We start from the raw sequence: 17954 nt of genomic DNA, 5'->3' as shown, positions 1-17954 counted from the left end.
TACCGGGCTGATACCGTTAATATTAACGGGCCACTCTCTGGCCTTATTCAAGTTGTTGAGCAACTCATCGAGGTTTTGTCGTTATGTTATCAGACGGAGCTGAATTGATTATCTTGAGGCCAAAATGACACATCTTATTTCCTTTTGAAACAAGCTGATTCAAACAGTCATGAATTATTAACCTTGACCTTTATGGCGATTTCAACGATGGTAGCGTGGCATCCCCGTTTCCTCTTGGTGATCATGTTGATCGCAGGCGGGCTTGTTTTTTCTACGATCCGGTCGATATGCCACGGCATGTCGCCACGCCTAATTACACGGGCCAATAAAATATAAGATGACAGATTAATAAGGTGTATATCGCAATGAGTGTTGCTATTGCTGAGAAGAGTAATTCCGCATCAAAGTTGAAATGGGAGAAAAGTGATTCGGTATGGACTATGGGCTTATATGCCACTGCAGTCGGTGCCGGTACACTGTTTCTCCCAATTACCGTTGGCAGTAATTCGCCGGTTATTTTGCTGTTTATATTATTGATGGCATTTCCGCTTTCTTATTATTCCCATCGGGCATTGAGTCGTTTCGTATTATCCAGCTCCCACCGGGAAGGGGATATTACCCACGTGGTGGAAGAGCACTTCGGTGCGCGGGCAGGCAAGCTGCTGATGCTGGTCTACCTGATGGCCTTCTACCCCATCATTCTGGTCTACAGCATCTCCATCACCAACGCGATCCAGAGCTTTGTGGTGCACCAGCTGGGCAATGCCGAGATCCCGCGCGGCCTGCTGGTGCTGGGGGTGATGCTGGGGCTGCACCTGGTGCTGCTGGCGGGCAAGCAGATCGTGGTGTCAGCCATCAGCGTGCTGGCCCTGCCCATGGTTGCCTTCCTCATCGGCCTCTCCATCTATCTGCTGCCCCAGTGGAGCCTCTCCTATTTCAGCGAGAGTCAGGGGGTGGACTGGCGTGACCCGGCGTTCTGGAAATCCCTCTGGCTGATCGTGCCGGTGATGGTGTTCTCGTTCAGCCACGCCCCCATCATCTCCTCCTTCAGCGCGGCGCAGAAGAAGCGCTGTCAGGCGAGCGCCGACCAGCGCGCCAAGCGGATCATCAAGTGCAGCAGCCTGCTGATTTGCGGCAGCGTGCTGTTCTTCGTGGTGAGCTGCGTGATGAGCCTGAGTCAGGCCGAGATGGCGCAGGCCCGCATCGACAATATTTCGGTGCTGTCGGCGCTGGCGAACAAGTTCTCCAATCCGTTGATCGCCTACGTGGGGCCGCTTATCGCCATTCTGGCCATGTCCAAATCCTTCCTCGGCACCTCCATGGGGGTGAGCGAGGGGACGGTGAGCATGGTGAACGGTGCCTGCCGGGGGCTGGGGCTGTCGCTGCGTGAAGCGACCATAGCGCGGGTCTCGTCGGTCATTCTGTTCGTGGTGACCGGGGTGATTACCTACCTCAACCCGAACGTGCTGGAGATCATCGAGAAGGTGAGCGGGCCGCTCATCGCGGTGATCCTGTTCCTGCTGCCGGCCTGCTCCATCTATCGTCTGCCTGCCCTCCAGCGTTATCGCGGGGCGAGCACCCTCTTCGTGCTGGTGATCGGGCTGCTGGCCATCTCGGCCCTTATCTACGATCTGCTGTAACGGCGGATCCCGCACAAGTCAAAAAGGGCGACCATCTGGTCGCCCTTTTTCTTGGTGTTGCCGTTAGCCAAGCAGGGTGGAGACGCTCTGGCCGGCCATCAGCAGGCCGATGGCCAGGGCGCTGAACCAGACCAGGGTGGCGCTCACCAGCAGGTAGCCGCTGGCGACGAACAGGCCGTCGCGCTGCAGCATGCCGATGGCCAGCAGCAGGATGGCCCAGGCCGGCATGGCGTTGGTGAAGGGGATGGCCCCGAGCGGCAGCATCAGCAGCAGGGCCGCCAGCATGATCAGCAGGCCGTTGCAGCGGTTGATGGTGCTGCTGCCGGTCAGCAACAGCAGACGCGGGCGGATGAAGCGGTCGATGCGGGCCAGCAGATCCGCCCCCTTGTGCAGGGTCGGCTTGAGCTGATCGGCGGCGAAGCGGCGCTCCATCAGGATGGCGGGCAGCCAGGGCACCCGGTTGAGGGTGATGCCGATGCCGATAAACAGGATCAACAGGCCAAAGGGGGTGCTGACGCCGGGGATGGAGACCGGCAGCAGGAAGGGGACGGTGAGCAGCACGCAAAACAGCAGCATGCCCTGTTCGCCGACTAGGGCCAGCATCTGGCGCAGGCTGATATGGCTATCCTCGATGGCGTGGGCGGTGGCCCGCAGGGTGTCGGAGAGCTTGTTCTGGGGGTCGTTGAGTTGCGCGGCAACCATTCCCTGTGTCCTTCTGGTGAGTGGCACCGGCCCACCATGAGCCGGTTGCCGGCCAGCATACGGGGCAGAGGTTAATCGGGGATGAATAACGGGCGGGACGGCCGAGTGTGATCCTTGCGGCGAAAACGGCGCGATACAGGCTGGGTTTAGGATAGGGGCCAGGGGGCTCTGATATGCTTGACGGGCACTGGTGCAGCGCACGGAGGAGCCGTGATGAAACGAGCAGGGATCATGATGATGGGGCTGTTGTTGCCGCTGGGGCAGGCCTGGAGCGTAGAGGGGGAGGCCACCCCCGGCTGGCAGGTGACGCCGTTCTTCGGCTACAGCTCGGCCATCGACTTCGAGGCCAACGACGACCCCCAACCGACGCCCGTCGCCACCCGGCTGGAGTCCTTGCAGGGGGAGCGCTCCGGCAGCTGGGGCCTGTTCATCAGCAGGGAGGTGGATGACCCCGGCATGATAGAGCTGCTCTACAGCCACCAGTCCACCCACCTCTCCCCCGATCAGCCGGAGCGGTTGACGGTGGATACCCTCCACTTCGCCGGGGCGCTCACCCTGTCGGACAACCTGATGGCCCCCTATATCGGCGCCGGGATCGGGGCGACCCGCTTTGCCGCCTACGACAGCGACGTCGCCCCCTCCATGTCGCTGGCGCTCGGGGTGCAGCCGCGCCTGACCGAGCATCTGGCGCTGCGGGCCGAGGTGCGCGGTTATGGCGCCCTGGTCAACGACAACAGCCAGTTTCTCTGCAACCCGGATCAGTGCGTGTTCAAGGTGCGCGGCGAGCTGGTGACCCAGTGGCAGGCCAATATCGGCCTGACCCTGCGCTTTTGAGCCTGATGCACCGCAGCGCCCTGCCGCCCCTGCCCCGTACACTGCCTTCGTTGTCGACCCCGCGGCTGCTGTTGCGGGCGTTTGAGGCCAAAGACAGCGCCGATCTGTTCGCCATCTACGGGGATCCCCTGGTGATGCGCTTCGTCGGCGAGCCACCGTTTCCCTCCCTCGCCACCGTGGCGCAGATGCTGGCGAGCGTGGAGCGGTTGCTGGCTGCCGGCGAGTCGCTGGAGTGGGGGGTGGTGGTGCGCGACCGCAGCCGCCTGATCGGCACCTGCGGCCTGCACAGCTTTGCGGGCGAGGCTGGTCTGCGCCAGGCGGAGGTGGGCTGCATGCTGGCTCGCAGACATTGGGGAGAGGGATGGATGACAGAGGCGCTGACGGCCCTGATCGCCTATGCCCGCCAGCTCGGCCTTGCCACGCTGGTGGCGGATATCGAGCCGGACAATCTGCCCAGCCAGCGGCTGTTTGAGCGGCTGGGCTTTGTCTGGCAGCAGGATGGCTGCTACCGCCTGGCGCTGGGCGAGGGGATCACAGCAGACCGCGGGTGAGGCGGCTGAGGGGCTCGTTGACGTCGAACAGCTTGAACTGCACTGCGCTGGCGCCCATGGCGAGCACCCGTTGCTCGTGCATGGTGGCGTAGGCGAGGGCGCTCGCCTCATCCTCGAACAGATAGATGCCACCCGCCTCGCCGGTGCGCGGGTTTTCGGTCCAGATCTTGGAGATGAAGCCCGGCTCCCTGGTGATGGACTCGGCCAGCGGCATGGCCGCGCTCGTGAGGGCCGGCCCCATCAGCTCGGCGGGGAAGTTGAAATGGATCTGCAGCAGGCTGGGCATGGTGCACCTCTCGTGGGTGTTGATTGACGGAATCCGCATCATAGGAAGCCGGCAACTTGGCTGCAAGAAGGCACATTTTCGTGGCATAGTTACCGCAAAGTAACCACTCGCGAGCCATCCCTTGTCCTCACTGCCCTGTCCCGCCTACCGGGTGCTGCGCCTGCTGGCCGGCAAATGGAAACCGGCCATCCTGTTTCATCTGCGCGCGCAGACCCTGCGCTTTGGCGACCTGCGTCGCAGCCTGCCCGAGGTGAGCCAGAAGGTGCTCACCGCCCAGCTCAAGGAGCTGGAGAGCGACGGCGTCATCATCCGCACCCTCTACCCGGACGTGCCGCCCCGGGTGGAGTACAGCCTGAGCCCGCTCGGGGTCGCCCTGATCCCCCTGCTCCAGCAGATGCACGACTTCGCGCTGAGCCACGGCGATCTGCTGGCGCAGAGCGAAGCGGGGGCAGCCCGCGCCGACCCCCATCTCGGCGAGCCCGGTTAATCCTGCGCCGGCCAGACCATCACCCACTCGGCGCAGCCGGTGTGGGGATCCACGGCGTCGGCCGCCACCTGAAATCCTTGCGAGCGATAGAAGTCGCACGCAGTCCGGTTCTGCTGATAGACCTGCAGCCGCAGGGTCGGCAACTGCCCCTTGGCGTGCTCGAGCAGGGCCTTGCCCAGCCCTTTCCCCTGCTGCGCAGGGGCCACGAAGAGGGCGGCCAGGGAGCCCTCGTGCAGGGAGTAAAAGCCAAGCAGCTGGTCACCCAGGCAGAGCACCTGGCTGTCGGCGGCGGGCAGGTAGATCTCCCGCATCGGCGCCAGGTTGGCGTGCCAGTAAGCGGGCTCGATGAAGTGGTGGGCCTGCAGGGAGGCCTCCAGCCAGATGGCGAGGACGGCCTCGGTGTCAGCCGGGGTGAAGGGGCGTATCTGCATGAGTGTCTCGTCTGGATTCGTCAAATGAGGGGCATGGTAGCAGCACAGGCTCTGCCGTCACCCGCCAGCGGGCAAAAGTGGTGCCCTCGTAACAAAAAAGGCGACCCTCAGGTCGCCTGTTGCCGTTAGCCGGCGTAGGGGAGGGAGGAGTGGTGCAGCACGATGCGTATCTTGCCGTCGTCCCCCTTCTTGAAGCCCCAGGTCTTGTCGACCGTGGTCTGCTTGTTGTCCCGGTCGGTCAGGTGCACCTTGCCCATGGTGAGGGCCATGTCGCCGTTGATGTAGACGGCGGCATTGCTGTAGTCGTAGCTCTGCCAGTTCTTGAGGGCGAAGCCGCTGTCGGCGGGATAGGCCTTGTTGTTGCCGACGAAGTAGGCCAGCGCCCCCTCCCGGTTGATGCGAAAGGTCTGCTCGCCGCCGGCCAGGGTCGGCTTGAACAGTACCGGCCCCTGAGCGTAGCCGTAGGCGCTGTCGAGCACGGCGCCGGCGGTGGCCCTGGCCTTGTCGATGCCGCCGCTGCGGTAGTCGTCGCTGATCTGGATCAGGGCCTTGCCCCAGGCATCCTGGGCGGCCTTGATCTCGGCTTCGGTGATGTTGTTGTTGGCGATTTCGGCGGCGCTAAGAGAGCCGCTGGCGGCGAGCAGAACGAGGACAAGGCCAGCTTGCTTGGTAAACAGGGTCTTGGTGAACAACGTCATGGGATGATGACTCCTGGGTTCGCGTTTAAGGAGTCCCGGAGTTTATCTATCCGCGATGAATAAAAATTGAACCCATCATTCAGCCTCGAGTGGGGAGGGATCTGCCTCCCTCCCATCCTCTATTCCCTCAGCGGGCCCGCAGCAGCCAGCGACTGGCCGGGATCGCCGCCAACAGCCGATAGCCGAGCAGGGTGAGCGCCAGCAGCGCCGGCACCTTCAGCAGCTCCCACCACAGCTGCTTGCCCTGCGGGCCGAAGATCATCAGCCACACCACCAGCATCATGTGCAGACAGTAGAGGCCCAGCACCTTGGGGGCCTGGCGTTCGAGCCAGCTGCCCCGGCCCCAGCCGGGGTTGGCCAGCAGCAGGCCGAACAGCCCCAGCGCCCAGGGGAGCGAACCCAGCAGGAAGTCGTGGCGGTTGAGGGGCACGTTGGCAAAGTGCAGCAGCCCTGCGGCCTCTAGGGCGTAGAGCCCCATCCCCGCCATCATCAGCAGGGCGCAGCGCCTGGCGTCCGGCTGCCAGGCACGCAGGCGCAGCTCGGCGCCGAGAGCCACGAACAGCAGCGAGAAGAAGGGGCCGTTGCGGGTCAGTAGGGCCCATTCACCCCCCAGCAGAGTTGGTCCATAGGAGCCGCCGAGCAGGGCCAGCCCGTAGAGCAGGACGCCCAGCAGCAGGGCCAGCCGGGCCTGCTGGCAGAGCGCCAGGATCAGCACCGCCAGCATCAGGGCGGGCAGGAACCAGAGGTGGATCATGCCGCCCACCCACCAGGCGTTGAGCGGATCCCCCAGCTGCATCTGCCACTGGCCTGCCATGGCCGGCAGGTAGCCCTCGCTCACCGCCGCGAGGGGGTTGAAGGGGATCAACAGGTAGAGCAGGCTCCACGCCAGCCAGAGCCCCAGCAGCGGGCGGCAGTAGCGCAGCGCCACCGTCAGCGGGTGGCCTGCGGCGAGGGCGGGTTGCAGAAAGTAGCCGGCACAGAGGAAGAACAGCGGCACCGCGAAGCGGCAGAGCTGGTTGATGACGCCACCGAGCCAGAAGTAGAGGGTGCCGTCCCACAGGGTGGGGTCGAAGGGGTTGCTGAAGGGGGATAGGTGAATGGTCATCACCGCCAGGATAGCCACCACTCGTCCGCATTCGATGCTGGAGATGCGCATGCTGCCTCTTGCCGCTGGGATTGAGGGCGCACCCTATCAGCCGCAGGTGCTCCCTATCCAGCCGCCAGGCCGGCAACTGTGAGCCCCATCGGCGTCCGGTTACCCTTTGTTACCCGAGGTGTGGGCAAGGTTACCGCCGCCGAGAGACAGATCCCGTTTTGTCGTCGGTAAATGCGCTAGAGCAGGGCCACCAGCACGGTGACCAGGGCGCCCAGCAGCAGCAGGGAGATGCCGCGCGCGGCCGGGCCGTGCAGCTTGTTCCACATCAGCAGGCTGGTGAGGGCCAGCAGTAGCATGGCCAGCGCCGCCAGATCCCCCACCAGCTGCCATGGCAGGCCGGTGCCCATTCCGCGGTGCAGCCGGTTGAGGCTGGCGGCGAAGTTGGCCTGCTGCAGTTCGGTGCGCACCAGCAATGTGCCTTCCACATAGCTGGCGGCCACGCTTTCGCTCAGGGTGACGCCGCGCATCTCCCAGCGGGCCGGCAGGGTGAGCGGGCCGTCGGGGGTGGGCAGGGTCTGGGATGGGGTGAGCTGGACGCGCCCCTCCTCGAACCCTGCTGCATAGCGTTGTTGCAGCAGGCTTTTCAGCTCATCCGGGCTGGTCAGCGGCGCGCTCAGCACTATCTCTTCGCTGGATTTGTCGGTGTGGGGGCCGGGCAGCGGCAGCACGGCCCTATGTTGCAGCCAGAGGCCGGTGAGGCCGTAGAGCAGCATCAGGGTGAGGGTGGCAAAGCCGGCCCAGGCGTGGATGCGGCGCACCCACTTGTTGTTGTGCAGGGGGAGTTTTCTGCGTCTCATTGCTCGGTGCTTCATAAAAATCTGGCCAGCAGGAGCTGGCCAGAGGGATCGGGAAAAGGGAGGGATCAGAAGCGGTAGGCGGCGCTCAGATGCAGTTGACGGGGTGTGCCCGGCATGATCTGGGAGGCGCTGGTGGCGCTGACGAAGTAGTCGTGATCGGTCAGGTTCTCCACGCTCAGCTGGGCTTCCCACTGCTGCCAGCGGTAGCCGGCCCGGGCGTCGAAGCGGGCGTAACCGGGCAGGGTGGTGGTGTTGGCGTTGTCGGCGAAGCGATCGCCCACCGCGGTCACCCCGGTCTCACCGAACCAGCCCTGCTTGCCGCTCTGATAGCCGGCGAACAGCTCGCCGTTCTGGCGAGAGACGTTCATCGGCCGCTTGCCTTGCAGATCGGCGTCCGCCTTGACCTGCTCGGCATCCTGGATGGCGATGCCGCCGCGCAGGTAGAGCTCGTCGGTCAGCTGGGCGCGGGCACTCAGCTCGATCCCCTCGGTGCGCTGCAGGCCGGTGAGGATCACCTTGGTGGGATCCAGCGGATCCTTGCTGCGCTTGTTGTACATCTCCAGCCGGTAGAGGGAGAGGGTGGTCGCCAGGCGGCCATCCAGCCAGTCGCTCTTCACGCCGCCCTCGTACAGCCGGGTGTGCTGGGGATCCAGGTTGTTGTTCTTGTCGCCCGGGGTGATGCCGATAAGCTCCCCGCCCACCGGGGTGAAGGTCTTGCTGTAGGAGACGTAGAAGGCGTGCTCCTCGATCGGGTTCCACACCAGGCCCAGGCGCGGGCTCAGGCTGGTGACCGAGACGGTCTCCTCCTTGTTGAGGTCGTTGCGGCGGCTGGTGACGGTGAAGTCGTCGCGGCGCAGACCCGCCAGCAGGTGCCAGTCGCCCAGACTGAGCTGATCCTGCACATAGAGGCCGTAGCCGCGCACCTTGTGGTTGGCGTCGCTGGAGAGCTTCATGGCGCCATCGTAGGTGGGCAGGGAGCCCGGATCATAGAGGTTGCCGGCCGGGATCGCGGTGGCGTTCTGGTAGAGCTTGGGGGTGCGCTCCTGCCAGTTCTGCTCGAAGCCCACCAGCAGGCGGTGCTCGACGGGGCCGGTCTGCAGCTGGCCTTCGACCTCGGTGTTGCTGATCAGGCTGTTGGCCTTGAGATCCTGTTGCCAGCGGGCGCGGGTCACCTTGTCACCCTTGACGCTGGTGACATAGGTGTTGTCGAACTGGCTGTCGAGGCTGGTGTAGCCCAGCTGCTGGCGCAGTTGCCACTGATCGTTGATGTCCCAGCTGAGGCGCGAACGGGTGGACTGGGCCACATCGTCGATGAAGTCGCGGCGGGTATCGCTGTACACATACTCCTTCGGCACGTCGGCCGGGCGGCCGTTGACGCCGGGGATGCCGCGATCCGGGGTGCGGTCGTGCTCGTTGCGCTCGTACTGCAGCAGCCAGTTCAGCTTGTCGTTGATCTCCCAGTTGACGGAGGGGGCCAGCAGGGTGCGCTTGCTGGTCACGCCGTTGCGAAAGCTGTCCTTGTCTTCCTGGGCCAGGTTGAGGCGCACCTGCACCTGCTCACCCGCTTCACCGTTGAGATCGGCAGCCAGTCGGCGGCTGTCGAAGCTGCCGACCTGGGCGCTGACGCTGGACTCCAGCCCCTTCTGCGGCTTCTTGCTGACCCGGTTGACGATGCCGCCTGTGCTGCCACGGCCATAGAGCACCGCCGCCGGCCCCTTGAGCACTTCGACCCGCTCGGTGTTGCCAAGGTCGCGGGTGTACTGCATGTCGTCGCGAAAACCGTCCAGATAGAAGTCGTTGCTGGCGCTGAAGCCGCGGATGTTGACGCCGTCGAAGCGGGTGTCACCGCTGGCGTTGACGCCGGGGATGCCGGTCAGGGCCTCGCTCAGGGTGGGCTGGCCGAAGGCGGTCAGCTCGCTCGCCTTGACGCTGTCGATGGCCTGCGGCACCAGCTTGGCCGGGGTGTTGGTGCGGGTCGCGGTGGCGACCTCTTCATGTTGGCTGCGTTTGCCGACCACTGTCATGGTCTCGTCTTCGGCGTGTGCGCCGGCGCTCAGGGCCAGCAGGGCGACACTCAGCAGAGTGCGCGGGTGGTGAGGTGTGTGCATGTTGCGTGTTGACTCTTGAAGAAGCGACCTGATGGTCTGAACTTGTTGATTTATTTGTAATTATTTTGTTCTCTCTCATTTGAGAGGATGCTAATGATATTGATTTTCATTAGCTGTGCAATAGAAACATGTTTTGACGATGGGGCTGGGTATCGGATGACTCGCCTTGCCGGCAGGGGGCCCTGTCGGCAAGGTAACGGGAGGAGAGAAGAAGGGGGATGAGGGGCTCAGTGGTCGGCGGTGGCGGGGGCGATCCCGGCCAGCTGTTTGCCCAGCACCAGCCGCGGCGCCGGGTCGGTCTGTAGCGGGATATCCTGCAGCGGGGTGCCCTGCAGGTTGCGGTGGATGATGTTGGCCGCCATCCGGCCGAGGGCCTGATAGCTGCTGATGGTGCCGATGGTGCAGCCGTGCTCCACATAGAGCTCGGCGCTGCAGATGGTGGGGATGCCCGCCTCGTTGAGGGCGGCCAGCAGCTCGGGGGCGATGGAGAGCAGGTAGCTGTCGGCGGCGAGAAACACGATGCTCTCTTTGGCGTCGCGCTGCAGCCGCTTGAGCTCGTTGGCCAGTCGCCGCTTGTCCGGCGCGATGCGCCAGGTGGTGAGTTCCCACTGGTAGCGCCGGGCCTCGCGCAGCAGCATCTCGCCGGTCAGCAGGGTGTTCTGCTCGCGCGGGTTGAACGGCAGCAGCAGCCCCTTGCTGGCGGGCAGATAGCGGCGGGCGTTGGCGAGCTGCAGCGCCATCGGCACCATGTTGCTGGTGCCGGCCACCATCCGGTTTTCCGTCTTGTCGTCGGACAGGAAGCCGGCCCCGACGGGGTCGGACACTATGCTGAAAATCAGCGGCTTGCGGTTGCCCACCAAGCTCTTGACCATGGCCGTGGCGGTGGTGCCGAAGCAGTAGATGTAGTCGTAGTCGGCGAGGGAAGGCAGCAGCTGCTGGCGCAGCAGGGTGGCCAGCGCGGTTCTGTCCTGATTGGCGTTGAAGGTGACGAAGGTGGGGTGATGGCCGAGCCGGTTCAGCTCGTCGCGAAAGCCGCGCTCGGCGTCCGTTTCGCCGCGCCACAGCACCATGGCGATGGTCAGCGCCTGAACGGGCAAGGCGCAGAGCAGGCAGCAGCAGATGAGCAGGCGTAGCGGCATGATGATCTCCTCGTCTTGGCTCTGTTGAGCCTAGATCATGGAGGGCCGGGCGCGTCGGGGCGGACAAAAAAGAGCGCGCCGGCATCAGCCGGCGCGCGCAGAGCAGAGGGGCCCGACTTAGAAGTCGTAGCGGGCCGCCAGCTGGAAGTCATCCTTGACGTTGAGCTTGCCGCTCTCTTTGCTGTCGAGGTTGTTGATGCGGTACTCGCCGATGACGCGCAGGTTCTTGTTGAACTTGTACTGGGCGCCCAGGGTGTAGTAGTCGATGGAGTCGTAGTCAGCCTTGCCGTCCTGCTCTACCTTCTGCTTGTTCCACAGCGCCATCAGGCCGAAGCCGTTCTCGAAGTTGTAGCCGAGCGCCCCTTCCCAGCCGGTGTGATCCTTGCCGGTGGCCAGGAAGTCGGTGCCGTCCGCATAGCTCAGGGCGGCGTAGACTGCCTTGTTGTCGTACTTGGCGGAGAGCAGCCACAGCTTGGCATCCTCTTCCCCGTTCTTGTCGCGGATACCCACGTTGTAGGCGGTACCCAGCGCCAGATTGAACGGGAAGGTGTAGGCCACGGCGGCGCCGTAGGCAGCATCGCTGTCCTTGCTGGTGGTCTCTTCGGTGTCACCGCCGTCGAACTTGTAGCTGGTATCGATCTGGAAGCCGTTGAACAGACCTGAGTACTTCAGCACGGAACCGGCGCGGTTGGTGGCGAAGGTGTCGGTCTTGGCGCCGAGGGCCTCGTTGCCGTAGCCGTCGGAGAGGGAAACGTCAGTCCAGTCGGCCAGGAAGCCCGGAGCACCCTTCTGGCGACCGAAGGTGATGTTGCCCCAGTCGGCGCCGACACCGGCGAACGCCAGACGGGTGCGCAGGTTGTCGGAGTTCTCGCTGATGGTTTTCTCGCTGTCGTTGATGTACATCTGCACTTCGTACTGGGCCAGCGCCTTCAGTTGGCTGTTGATCTGGCTGTCGACCTTGGCGCCGAAGCGGACGAACTGGTTGGCGCCCTGCTTGTCGCTGTACTCCTGGGTGCCGTTCGGATGGGTGCTGTCGACCCCTTCCTTCTTGTCACCGAAGAACTGGCCGGCGTAGATGCGGCCGTACAGATCCAGGGTGGTGGTGTCATTCTTGTAAACTTCAACGGCGTGAGCCTGGAAGGCCGCGGTGAGAGCCAGTGCCACTACAGTCAGCTTTTTCATCTTAATCCCTTGTGTTGCAAGCTTTGTTGTAAAAGACGGGGGCCATGCTAGGCAGGGGGGATGACAGCGGGGTGACACTCTCGTGAAGTGTCGGTGGCGGTTTGATGTCAAATTGGTGAAAGGGCCGTGTTTTGTGTGACGAACCGCCACTTTTGCGCGCAAAGGTTTGCCCTTGTGGTAGAATGCCGCCCGTTTTCGAGCTCCAAAGGTTGGATATGCGATGAGACGTGAACTGGCAATCGAGTTTTCCCGAGTGACGGAAGCGGCTGCACTGGCTGGCTACAAGTGGCTCGGACGTGGTGACAAGAATATCGCCGATGGGGCGGCCGTTGCGGCCATGCGCCATATCCTCAATCAGATCCAGATCGATGGTGAGATTGTGATCGGCGAGGGTGAAATTGACGAAGCCCCCATGCTCTACATCGGCGAGAAGGTGGGCACCGGCATGGGCGACGCGGTGGACATCGCGGTCGATCCCATCGAGGGTACCCGCATGACCGCCATGGGTCAGGCCAATGCCCTGGCCGTGCTGGCCGTTGGCGACAAGGGCTCCTTCCTCAAGGCCCCCGACATGTACATGGAGAAGCTGATCGTGGGTCCCAAGGCCAAGGGTGCCATCGACCTCGATCAGGCCCTCGAGCTGAACCTCAAGGCCGTGGCCAAGGCGCTCGGCAAGCCGCTCTCCCGCCTGACCGTGATCACTCTGGCCAAGCCGCGTCACGACAAGGCGATCAAGGAGATGCAGGGGCTGGGGGTGCGGGTGTTCGCCATTCCCGACGGCGACGTGGCTGCCTCCATCCTCACCTGTCTGCCGGACAGCGAAGTGGACATGTTGTACGGCATCGGCGGCGCACCGGAAGGGGTGATCTCGGCGGCGGTGATCCGCGCGCTGGACGGCGACATGCAGGCCCGCCTGGTGCCCCGTCATCAGGTCAAGGGCGACAGCCCGGAAGTGCGTGCGCTGGGCGAGCAGGAAATTGCCCGCTGCGAGGCGCTCGGCATCGACGTGAGCAAGGTGCTCAAGCTGGAAGACCTGGCCAAGAATGACAACGTCATCTTCTCGGCCACCGGCATCACCAAGGGTGATCTGCTGGACGGCATCACCAGCGACGGCGTCATGGCGACCACCGAGACCCTGCTGATCCGTGGCAAGTCGCGGACCATCCGTCGCATCAAGTCGATCCATTTCCTGGACCGCAAAGACAGCGTGGTGCGCGATATCATCCTGTAAGCTGGATGCGCGTGGGGTAACCCCCATGGTACCGTCTGAAAAGCCCGACACTGTCGGGCTTTTTGTTGTCTGTTGGCAAGGGCACTATTTCATGGCGGGGCCGGGATAACAGTGAGGAAAATCCCCGCCCTTTGCTACACTGGCGCACCCTGCCGAGGAAAGCATTACATGGAATGCCGTCAAGGTTGCGGTGCCTGCTGCATCGCCCCCAGTATCAGCAGCGCCATTCCCGGCATGCCCGACGGCAAACCGGCCGGCGTGCCCTGCGTGCAGCTCGATGCGCGGCTGGGTTGCAAGATCTTCGGCCAGCCAGAGCGGCCGGCGGTGTGCGGCGGCTTTCGTCCCATGCAGGACGTGTGCGGCTACCACCGGGAAGAGGCTATCTGGCTTATCGGTGAGCTGGAGCGACTGACGGCCTGAGTCTCACCCTCTTCCTCAGGGAGAGGGTGGTTGCTGGTTTCCCCTCATCCCCGACCCTTCTCCCGCGAGGGGAGAAGGGAGGGCCGCCATCTAGAGCAATCCCAATAATCCCAACAAAAAGAGGCCGCAACTGCGGCCTCTTTTTGTTTCGCGACGAACTGGCGTCAGACGTCGGCCAGTTGCAATGCCTGGCGGTAGTATTCGTTGGCCTTGTTGGTGAGGCGGCGCTTGTCCATCACCTGACCGAGGGCGTGGTAGACGGCGGCGTTCGGCGCCTTCGCGACCTCCTGCTCCAGTAGACGCTGGGCCTCGTCCAGCTGACCGGCCAGCAGGTAAACCTGGGCCAGCGCCGCGTCGACGCCCGGCTGATCCTGGATCTTCTGCAGCAGGGTCAGCAGGGGCTGGTAGCTGTCGAGCTTAAGCTTGGGCAGGCGGGCCAGCAGCTGGGGCGAGACCTGCTTGCGAAGTGCATCCAGCCACAGCTCGGCCGCTTCATTGTCGGCCCCCAGCTGGCGCAGGCGATCGCCATAGGCGGCCAGCAGCTCGGGATCCTGGCGCAGCTTCCGCGGCAGCGCCTGCCACACCGGGCGCAGGGTATCGAGGGCGCCGCTGGCGGCGCTGAGGCGGCCACGCCAGGCCTGTTGCAGCAGATCCTCTTCCTGTTTGGGGGTGAGCTTGCCCACCTTGTGCAGCGCCGGAATGAGGTCGATGAGGGCGGTCCAGTCCTCGCGGGCCAGGTGCACCTGGCGCAGCTGATCCAGCACCATGGGATGGCGCGGGTTGAGGGAGTAGACGGATTCCAGCATGGCCAGCGCGGTGTCGTACTGGCCCTGCTCGATCTGCAACTGGGTCTGGGTCAGGGTCAGCGCCAGCTCGGCCTTGGGATTCTCCTCCTGCGCCTTTTGCAGGTATTGATCCCGGCGCACGTCATCGCCGCGGGCCTGGGCCGCCTTGGCGGCGCTCAGGTAGTTGAGCAGCGGGGTGTCGCTGTTGCTGGCGCCCTTGAGCATCAGCTTCTCGGCCTGGCTGTAGTGCCCCTCGGCCATGGCCAGGGTGGCGGCCACGGTCTGCTGGTTGGCCTTGCGGCGCCGGCGCGAGCCATACCAGCCCAGAGTCTTGCGGCGCAGGCCGAATACCCGGCCCAGCACCCACTCGACAATGAGCAGCAGACCGTAGAACAGCACCGCCAGGATCACCGCGCTGGTGACCGAGGACTCCACCGTGTAGTTGCCCAGCGAGATCAGCACATAGCCCTTGTTGCCGGAGGCCTGCGGGCCGAAGATGAGGCCGGCCACCATCACGGCCACCAGTACAATCAGACGAATCATGGTGCCCTCCTCAGTTGCTGGCCAGAATGCGCTGCAGGCGCTCGGTCAGCACCTCTTCCAGCATGGCCTGGGTCTTGAAGCGATCCGGGTAGTTGAACTGGATCTGCTCCCCCTTGAGCTTGTCCAGCTCGGACTGCATGTAGTGGGTGGCGCTGTTGTCGGTGTCGAAATACTGGGTCAGCCAGCGCTGGGCCTTGTCCAGGCTGTCGTCATAGAGGGCCTGCTGCTCGCGGTAGACGGCGAGCTGGGCCTGCAGCAGCTTGGTCTTGAGGTTCTCGCGCAGGAAGATCTCCTGCTGCGGGGAGAGCAGGGCCTCCACCGCGCCGTCGCGACGACGGATGGTGATGAAGTTTTCGGTGAACTTGACCCAGTTCTTCTTGAGATTGCTCTCCCACTCGTCTGGGTTGGTGCTGACGGCCTGATCCGGCTCTGCCTTGGCTTCCGGCATGCTGACGGTAGAGAGCGGCAGCAGCTCGATCTGATCGGAGAGGGCGGCCAGCTTCAGGGTCAGCCCCTCGCGGTCGATGCGCGGCATCCCCTTGAGCTGGGCGATGTCTTCGGCCAGCGCCTTGCGAATGGGCATCAGGCTGGGATCGTTGAGCGCCTTGATGCGCTCGTCGGCATTGCCGAGCAGAGTAATGGCGGAGACGAGGTCGTGTTCCAGCCAGAGCTTGCGACCGGCCATCCGTACCAGGTATTCGGATTCGGCCAGCATCCAGTCGTTGGGGCGCTTGTCATTGAGATCCAGCACCCGGGTCTGCAGACCCTTGAGCTCGTCCTGCAGCAGTTGCTGCTGCTTGCCGAGGGCGGCCAGCTGTTCGCCATCCTTGCTGTTGCTCTGATCCAGTTTGGCCATGGCGTCAGCCAGCTGCTGCTTGAGGGCGCCAAGTTCGGCCTGCTGGGCCACCGCGTTCTGGTGGCCGTGCAGATAGAGTCCGCCGGTCAGGCCGAGTGCCAGCAGAATGGCGATGCCGCCGAGCACTGCACCCGAGCCGCCCTTCTTGTTGTTGCTGACCTGCTGGCCGGGTTGCTTGTTGTCGGCCACGGAGGCCGCGGCACTCGGCTGGACTTCTTGCTGTTCAGTCATTCCATCTTCCTCAGTTCCAGAGCGGCCGTCAGGGCCTGGTTGGATGCACCCTGGGCAATCGTGATATGGGTAAAGCCCGCCGCCGCGGCCAGCTCGGCCACCCGCGGGCTGGGGACCACCAGCAGGCGGTCGTGCAGCCAGGGCTGCTGTTGGTCTGGGACCAGTTCCAGCAGCCGTTGCAGCAGTTCGCCACTGGTGACGAGCAGGCTGTCGAGCCCGGCCGCCTGCCAGTGGCGGGTCAATGCGTCCCCGTCCAGGGCGGGGTAGTGGCGCTCATAGGCCGCACAATAGTGCACCAGTGCGCCGCGTGAGGCCAGCGTCCGGGCGATGAGATCCCGGCCGCCATTGCCGCGCAGGATCAGCACCCGCTTGCCGTTCACCTGTTGCAGACCGGGCAGGGCCAGCAGCCCCTCGCTGCGCGGATCCTCCGGGCGGGCTGCCGTGATGCCGACGGCCGAAAAGGCGTCCGCGCTGGCCTGGCCGACTGCAAAGTAGTCAATATTTGGCCAGGTCTGACCAGTTTGCAACAGAAAATGATGAGTGAAATTAACTGCATGCATGCTGACGGCGATGACGATGTCGGCCTGGGGTAGCAGTTCGGGCAGGCGCTGCAGCTCGCCGCCCGCCACGGTTTCCAGCAGCGGGCAGCAGAGCGGTGCGTGGCCGTGCTGGCGCAGCAGCGCCACCAGCTCGGCGGCCTGGGCGGCCGGGCGCACCACCAGCGGGACCATCAGGGCTGGCTCCGGCATGGCCGCCATGCTTCGAACCGGCCCGCACTCATGCCCGGTAGACCTCGGCCAGGATGGCATCGGCACCATCGGCCAGCAGGCGCTGGGCCAGGGTGTGACCGAGGGTTTCACCGTCGGCCAGCGGGCCGCGGATCTCGTCGCGGATGACGCGGCTGCCATCCGGGCTGCCCACCAGGCCGCGCAGCCACACTTCCTCTCCCTCTACCAGGGCATAGGCCCCGATGGGGACCTGACAGCCCCCCTGCAGGGCGCGGTTCATGGCGCGCTCGGTCAGCACCCGGATGCGGGTCTCGGGGTGCTCGAGCGGTGCCAGCAGGGCGTGCAGCTCGTGATCGTCGAGGCGGCATTCGATGCCGACCGCGCCCTGGCCGTTGGCGGGCAGGCTCTGTTCCGGCTCGATGAAGGCGGTGATGCGGTGCGCCATCTCCAGCCGTTTCAGGCCGGCGGCGGCGAGGATGATGGCGTCGTATTCACCGGCGTCCAGCTTGGCGAGACGGGTGTTGACGTTGCCGCGCAGGTCGCGAATGACCAGATCCGGGCGTGCTGCTCGCAGCTGGCACTGACGACGCAGGCTGGAGGTGCCGACCACGGCGCCTTGCGGCAGCTCGTCAATGGCGGTGAAGCGGTTGGAGACGAAGGCATCGCGCGGATCTTCGCGCTCGCAGATGGTGTGCAGGCCGAGCCCCTCGGGGAACTCCACCGGCACGTCTTTCATGGAGTGCACGGCGATGTCGGCCCGTCCCTCCAGCATGGCCGTTTCCAGCTCCTTGACGAACAACCCCTTGCCGCCGACCTTGGCGAGCGGGGTATCCAGGATCTTGTCACCCTGAGTGCTCATGGGGACCAGCTCGACCTGCAACTCGGGGTACAGGGCTTCCAGCCGGTCTTTAACGAAGTTGGCCTGCCACATGGCCAGGGGGCTCTTGCGAGTGGCAATTTTCAGGGTTCGGGCTGCCATATCAATCAGTTGTTTCATCTTTAGAAGGAAAACGATCTTACCACCCTTTGCAGGGGCTTTCATGGCACAGCCGGCAAAAGCGGGGCCAAGCTCAAAAACAGCGGCTGAAAATGATTTTCATTAAACTAAAATGCAAGGTTAATTGATTGAAATTTAAAAAAATTATTGCT

The 17954-nt window shown here is 64.0% G+C and carries 19 protein-coding genes; 6 read left to right on the top strand and 13 right to left on the bottom strand.

What is annotated here, in order from left to right:
- Nucleotides 1-365: 365 nt before the first annotated feature.
- Nucleotides 366-1640, top strand: a complete 1275-nt coding sequence (locus tag AB5Y94_RS09665) for an amino acid permease (protein ID WP_368205409.1) — start codon at nucleotides 366-368, stop codon at nucleotides 1638-1640.
- 63 nt (nucleotides 1641-1703) lie between these two features.
- Here AB5Y94_RS09665 and AB5Y94_RS09660 read toward each other — a convergent pair whose 3' ends face one another.
- Nucleotides 1704-2342: an exopolysaccharide biosynthesis protein gene (locus AB5Y94_RS09660; RefSeq protein ID WP_019841017.1), complete on the bottom strand. Its 639-nt coding sequence runs from the start codon at nucleotides 2340-2342 to the stop codon at nucleotides 1704-1706.
- A gap of 213 nt (nucleotides 2343-2555) precedes the next feature.
- On the opposite strand from AB5Y94_RS09660, the gene AB5Y94_RS09655 reads away from it, so the two are divergent.
- Together AB5Y94_RS09655 and AB5Y94_RS09650 are read left to right on the top strand one after the other, a co-directional pair.
- On the top strand, nucleotides 2556-3176 hold the full coding sequence (locus AB5Y94_RS09655) for an outer membrane beta-barrel protein (RefSeq protein WP_024942172.1): 621 nt from the start codon (nucleotides 2556-2558) through the stop codon (nucleotides 3174-3176).
- A 5-nt stretch (nucleotides 3177-3181) separates the two neighbouring features.
- Complete coding sequence (locus AB5Y94_RS09650; protein WP_368205448.1) at nucleotides 3182-3727, top strand: GNAT family N-acetyltransferase; 546 nt, start codon at nucleotides 3182-3184, stop codon at nucleotides 3725-3727.
- On the opposite strand, the gene AB5Y94_RS09645 is transcribed toward AB5Y94_RS09650, so the two are convergent.
- Nucleotides 3708-4013, bottom strand: coding sequence for a monooxygenase (locus tag AB5Y94_RS09645; RefSeq protein WP_017764631.1), 306 nt, complete (start codon nucleotides 4011-4013; stop codon nucleotides 3708-3710). The two genes, AB5Y94_RS09650 and AB5Y94_RS09645, sit on opposite strands and share 20 nt — an antisense overlap.
- Before the next feature lie 121 nt (nucleotides 4014-4134).
- Between AB5Y94_RS09645 and AB5Y94_RS09640 the strand changes: the two genes are divergently transcribed.
- Nucleotides 4135-4500 carry a helix-turn-helix domain-containing protein gene (locus tag AB5Y94_RS09640; RefSeq protein WP_026141169.1) on the top strand — a complete coding sequence of 122 codons (366 nt, stop codon included), beginning with the start codon at nucleotides 4135-4137 and terminating at the stop codon, nucleotides 4498-4500.
- Here the strand turns inward: AB5Y94_RS09640 and AB5Y94_RS09635 are convergent.
- From AB5Y94_RS09635 to AB5Y94_RS09605, 7 genes are all read right to left on the bottom strand, one after another.
- Nucleotides 4497-4931, bottom strand: a complete 435-nt coding sequence (locus AB5Y94_RS09635; protein ID WP_017783676.1) for an N-acetyltransferase — start codon at nucleotides 4929-4931, stop codon at nucleotides 4497-4499. The genes AB5Y94_RS09640 and AB5Y94_RS09635 overlap by 4 nt on opposite strands.
- A 125-nt stretch (nucleotides 4932-5056) precedes the next feature.
- Nucleotides 5057-5629: a hypothetical protein gene (locus AB5Y94_RS09630; protein WP_095591900.1), complete on the bottom strand. Its 573-nt coding sequence runs from the start codon at nucleotides 5627-5629 to the stop codon at nucleotides 5057-5059.
- Between the two features lie 127 nt (nucleotides 5630-5756).
- Nucleotides 5757-6785 carry an acyltransferase family protein gene (locus AB5Y94_RS09625; protein WP_336291729.1) on the bottom strand — a complete coding sequence of 343 codons (1029 nt, stop codon included), beginning with the start codon at nucleotides 6783-6785 and terminating at the stop codon, nucleotides 5757-5759.
- Nucleotides 6786-6961: 176 nt separating this feature from the next.
- Nucleotides 6962-7582: a PepSY-associated TM helix domain-containing protein gene (locus AB5Y94_RS09620; protein ID WP_167385287.1), complete on the bottom strand. Its 621-nt coding sequence runs from the start codon at nucleotides 7580-7582 to the stop codon at nucleotides 6962-6964.
- Between the two features lie 65 nt (nucleotides 7583-7647).
- Nucleotides 7648-9690, bottom strand: coding sequence for a TonB-dependent siderophore receptor (locus AB5Y94_RS09615; protein ID WP_095591903.1), 2043 nt, complete (start codon nucleotides 9688-9690; stop codon nucleotides 7648-7650).
- A 227-nt stretch (nucleotides 9691-9917) separates the two neighbouring features.
- Nucleotides 9918-10829 carry an ABC transporter substrate-binding protein gene (locus AB5Y94_RS09610; protein WP_201899811.1) on the bottom strand — a complete coding sequence of 304 codons (912 nt, stop codon included), beginning with the start codon at nucleotides 10827-10829 and terminating at the stop codon, nucleotides 9918-9920.
- Between the two features lie 117 nt (nucleotides 10830-10946).
- Nucleotides 10947-12011 carry a porin gene (locus tag AB5Y94_RS09605; RefSeq protein WP_279463023.1) on the bottom strand — a complete coding sequence of 355 codons (1065 nt, stop codon included), beginning with the start codon at nucleotides 12009-12011 and terminating at the stop codon, nucleotides 10947-10949.
- 220 nt (nucleotides 12012-12231) lie between these two features.
- Between AB5Y94_RS09605 and glpX the strand changes: the two genes are divergently transcribed.
- Both glpX and AB5Y94_RS09595 read left to right on the top strand, forming a co-directional pair.
- Complete coding sequence (gene glpX, locus AB5Y94_RS09600; protein WP_005308234.1) at nucleotides 12232-13242, top strand: class II fructose-bisphosphatase; 1011 nt, start codon at nucleotides 12232-12234, stop codon at nucleotides 13240-13242.
- 168 nt (nucleotides 13243-13410) lie between these two features.
- Nucleotides 13411-13662 (top strand): YkgJ family cysteine cluster protein, encoded by a 252-nt coding sequence (locus AB5Y94_RS09595; RefSeq protein WP_017408866.1) that lies wholly within the window; start codon nucleotides 13411-13413, stop codon nucleotides 13660-13662.
- Nucleotides 13663-13826: 164 nt separating this feature from the next.
- On the opposite strand, the gene AB5Y94_RS09590 is transcribed toward AB5Y94_RS09595, so the two are convergent.
- Genes AB5Y94_RS09590 through hemC form a run of 4 tightly spaced genes read right to left on the bottom strand, consistent with a single transcriptional unit; the run spans nucleotide 13827 to nucleotide 17784 of the window.
- On the bottom strand, nucleotides 13827-14990 hold the full coding sequence (locus AB5Y94_RS09590) for a heme biosynthesis HemY N-terminal domain-containing protein (protein ID WP_208200281.1): 1164 nt from the start codon (nucleotides 14988-14990) through the stop codon (nucleotides 13827-13829).
- A gap of 10 nt (nucleotides 14991-15000) precedes the next feature.
- A complete protein-coding gene (locus AB5Y94_RS09585; RefSeq protein WP_065018406.1) occupies nucleotides 15001-16077 on the bottom strand; it encodes a uroporphyrinogen-III C-methyltransferase in 1077 nt (358 codons plus the stop codon).
- Complete coding sequence (locus tag AB5Y94_RS09580) at nucleotides 16074-16808, bottom strand: uroporphyrinogen-III synthase (protein WP_368205447.1); 735 nt, start codon at nucleotides 16806-16808, stop codon at nucleotides 16074-16076. Before AB5Y94_RS09580 ends, AB5Y94_RS09585 begins: the two co-directional genes overlap by 4 nt.
- A 46-nt stretch (nucleotides 16809-16854) precedes the next feature.
- A complete protein-coding gene (hemC, locus tag AB5Y94_RS09575; protein WP_155292470.1) occupies nucleotides 16855-17784 on the bottom strand; it encodes a hydroxymethylbilane synthase in 930 nt (309 codons plus the stop codon).
- Between the last annotated feature and the right edge of the window lie 170 nt (nucleotides 17785-17954).

Origin of the sequence: Aeromonas sp. s5, from assembly GCF_040907865.1 — a bacterium.
GTDB lineage: Bacteria > Pseudomonadota > Gammaproteobacteria > Enterobacterales > Aeromonadaceae > Aeromonas > Aeromonas dhakensis.
The sequence above is the reverse complement of the archived record's forward strand: the minus strand, read 5'-3'. Positions and strand labels throughout refer to the sequence as shown.